Source organism: Actinoallomurus spadix (genome assembly GCF_024055725.1).
Taxonomy (GTDB): Bacteria; Actinomycetota; Actinomycetes; order Streptosporangiales; family Streptosporangiaceae; genus Actinoallomurus; species Actinoallomurus spadix.
The window spans coordinates 1-4,175 of the sequence record NZ_JAMXMX010000065.1 but is presented as its reverse complement, the minus strand read 5'-3'; the positions used below and the strand labels follow the sequence as shown (position 1 = coordinate 4,175).

General features: G+C 64.4%; 1 protein-coding gene. It reads right to left on the bottom strand.

The genetic code is table 11. The features are described from left to right. The coding region (locus tag NE235_RS38010; protein WP_289849892.1) for a winged helix-turn-helix domain-containing protein at positions 1-4,091 on the bottom strand (4,091 nt) is incomplete at its 3' end. Between the last annotated feature and the right edge of the window lie 84 nt (positions 4,092-4,175).

Below are 4,175 nucleotides of genomic sequence, written 5' to 3'. Positions count from 1 at the left end.
GCGTACTCCTCCTCGGACGGGCCGGCGAGGGCGAGAGGCTCGGTCCCGGTCGGCTTCGCGTCCTCGGCCGAGCCGAGCAGGCGGAGGGGCCGGCCGAGGCGGAGGATGTCCTCCGGCGTCTTCGCGCCGTTCAGCCTTGCCACCACGTAGGCCTGTGCGATCCGCTCACCGACCTGACGCAGCGTCAACCTTCCCGCCGGGTTCAACCGCAGGTACAGGTCCGGCAACAACCCCCGCAGCCCATCCGCCGTACCCTCGGCCTCCCGATGCAGACGACGCAGCTCCCTCCGCACCTCCGCCCACAGCATCTGCTCCTCGAACCCGCCGGGACGGATCACCACATCCCCGGCGCCCTGTTCCGCCCCTGCCCCGGCCGTCTCCGTAATGGACTCCACGACCGGCGCCACGACCCGGTTCCCTTGGCCCACGGATCGATCCACCGGCTCGGCGGCGACCTCCACATCCGAGGACACCGGCGGAGCCACCTGATCGGACAACGGGATCCGGACGGCCGTTCCATGCTCGGCTCCGGCCTGCCTCAGGTACACACCCGAACGGTCCGCGATCAGGGTGTAACGCTGTCCCGGCCCCAAGGGCCCACCCAGACCCGCGCGCACCTCATCCGCGTTGACGACCGTCCCGATCCAGCCGCTGTCCCACCGCAGCAGCATCCCCTCCGGCTCATGGAAGAAGTCATCACCCAGCGCCCTCCACCCATCCGGAGACAGCCTCAGGTCGTCGGAGAGCCAGATCCCCCCGTCCTCATCGATCACATAACCCCACCGGGCGGACCGAGACTCGAACGCCCGGGACAACACGACCCGCTCACCGACCACCGGCGCCTCGAAGGCCGACGCGTCCCGCCGACCACCCTCACGCAGCCCGCCGACCGTCACCTCCCGCCCGATCGGCCAACCCTCCGCGATCGGATCGATGCCGGCATCCGGCGCCCCACCACGAGGATCGACCGGCGAGGCACTGACGGGGTCCACGTCCATGGCCGAGTCCACGTCCATGGCCGAGTCCACGTCCATGGCCGAGTCCACCTCGCCCGAAAACAGCACCAAATCCATAAAACCCGACAACTCGGGAGTAGAGAGGTTCAAATAGTCGGCATAGGAGTTCCCCCCGGGATCGAAGTCCAGCGGTTCTTCTGTCTCCATGGGAGCAGCGCCATCAAAGTCCGGAACAGCAGATCCAAAACCTGGCGAATCCTGTCGCACAGCGGGGGAAGACGGAGCATTACCGGGCTCCCCTACCGGTCCACCGTCCACGGCACTACCAGAACCAGCCCCTACACCGGCCCGGCGTTCCGGCTCCTCCGGCCTAGCCACGGCAACCGACCCGGCAGCCGGTTTCAGACGGAACTCCGTACGCCCGCGTCTCTCGCGCTTATTGATCAGCTGAGGGTTACGCGGGTTCTCCTCGATCTTCTCGAGCAAGCCGTCATAAGCTTCCGCGAAAGTTGTTCCATGGATCTTCCTGCCCCAGACCGCTCGAATCAGGTCGGCCTTCGTCACCCAGTTCCCCAGATTTATGGCGAGATACTCCAAAAGCTTCCACTGCACCTCGGACAGCTTGATCGCTTTCTTGGCCTTACGGACCTCGCCGCCGACCACATCGATCTCGAGGTCTTCGACCTGTACCCACTTAACCGCGGTCTCCGACGCACCCAGTTCACGCGGCCCAAAACGCCAGACCGGGCCCTTATCCGTGTTAACCGGAATAATCAGCTGAGATTCACCCGGAACGTCCTCAAGCTTATCTTGGAGACGTCGGCGGATGTAAATGAATTTTGTATTGGAACCCTGACCGGCCCAGAGCGCCTGGATGATCTTGTCTCTCGACACGCGAAGACCGTGATTGTTGGCGAAGAACATCAACATCTCGCGCTCGAGGCGGGTCAGCCTGACCTGTTCCCCGTTCCTGCGGACCTCGCCACCGGCGGCCAGATCGATCTCCAGATCCCCGACCGTCAGCGACCGCACCCCGGCGAGGAACCTCCCCTCCTCCTCCAACACCAACACACCCCCCGGCGAATCAGGCCCATACCGGTGAACCACACCCCCCGCATCCACCAGCGTCACCGGCACACCACCCACACGACCCACGACCTTCGCCATCGCAATGTTGAACTCACCACCACGAACCCGGTCGGCCACACGCGCACGGAACTCCTCCACCGACGACACCCCGGCCGGCAACTCCTCCGCCGCTATGCGACCCCCCACCCACTCATGCAACGCATCCACCGTGTCAACCGCACCCGGCACAGCAAAACGCAACGACATCACCAACGCCTCATCGAAACCACCACCCACCCCAAACCCCGAGGTCGGCTTCAGGAAGAACTCCACCCCCTCGAACACAACGCCCCGCCGGCCAACTCGTTTAAAAACACCCATAGCCGCCGCGGACACGACCGATACCGCCTGACCGACCGGCACGTCAGGAGTACGGGCCATACCCTCCACAGCACCGCCCGGCGCAGTGGCCACTCCCGGCACCGGAGTTTCCGAACCGGCATCGAGATCCGGAGTGGAAAGGTCCATGTCGTCATAGGAGTCGTCCCACTGAGGACCTCCGAGGTCCAGCGATCCCCCTACCCCCCCGAAATCAACGCCATCCAAGCCCGGAACAGCAGACCCAGAACCTGGCGAATCCTGTCGCACAGCAAAGGAAGACGGAGCATCACCAGACTCCCCCGCCGATATCAGACGGAACTCCGTACGCCCGTCTATCTCGCGAGCAACGATCAACCGAGGGTTACGCGGGTCATCCCCGATCCTCTTGAGGAGGCCGCGATGAGCCTTGTAGAGAGTTTTTCCATCGATGTTCCTGCCCCAGACCGCTTGAATCAGGTCGGCCTTCGTCACCCAGTTCCCCGGATTTCTGGCGAGATGCTGCAAAAGCTTCCACTGCATCTCGGACAGCTCGATCGGCTTTTTGTTCTTACGGACCTCGCCGCCGACCACATCGATCTCGAGGTCTTCGACCTGCACCCACTTAACCGCGGTCTCCGACGCACCCAGTTCACGCGGCCCAAAACGCCAGACCGGGCCCTTATCCGTGTTAACCGGAATAATCAGCTGAGATTCACCCGGAACGTCCTTGATCTTCTTACGGAGAGCTCGGAGAGCAGCGGAGAATTCCCTGATAGGCCGATCACCCCAGACCGCCTGGTTGATCTTGTCTCTCGACACGCGAAGACCGTGGTTGTTGGCGAAGAACATCAACATCTTGCGCTCGAGCCGGGTCAGCCTGACCTGTTCCCCGTTCCTGCGGACCTCGCCACCGGCGGCCAGATCGATCTCCAGATCCCCGACCGTCAGCGACCGCACCCCGGCGAGGAACCTCCCCTCCTCCTCCAACACCAACACACCCCCCGGCGAATCAGGCCCATACCGGTGAACCACACCCCCCGCATCCACCAGCGTCACCGGCACACCACCCACACGACCCACGACCTTCGCCATCGCACTGTTGAACTCACCACCACGAACCCGGTCGGCCACACGCGCACGGAACTCCTCCACCGACGACACCCCGGCCGGCAACTCCTCCGCCGCTATGCGACCCCCCACCCACTCATGCAACGCATCCACCGTGTCAACCGCACCCGGCACAGCAAAACGCAACGACATCACCAACGCCTCATCGAAACCACCACCCACCCCAAACCCCGAGGTCGGCTTCAGGAAGAACTCCACCCCCTCGAACACAACGCCCCGCCGGCCAACTCGTTTAAAAACACCCATAGCCGCCGCGGACACGACCGATACCGCCTGACCGAACGACACCTCAGGAATACGGGCCACACCCTCCACAGCACCGCCCGGCGCAGTGGCCACTCCCGGCACCGGAGCCTGGGAACCGGCCACCAATTCCGGACGCTCCCGGCCCGCCGCCACATCTTCAGCCCCAGCCTCACCCGCGAAGCCACTACCAGAATCCGGCACTTCCCCACGAAGGTCGCCCGGCGACCCACCGGACCGCTCGCCGATCCCCGCACCCGCGAACTCTGAATCCTCCGCGTCCCCCCAACCCATCTCCCGCCGCCAAGCATCGACATCCGGAGTGGAAAGGTCCATGTCGTCATAGGGGTTGCCCCCGAAATCAACGCCATCCAAGCCCGGAACAGCAGACCCAGAACCTGGCGAATCCTGTCGCACAGC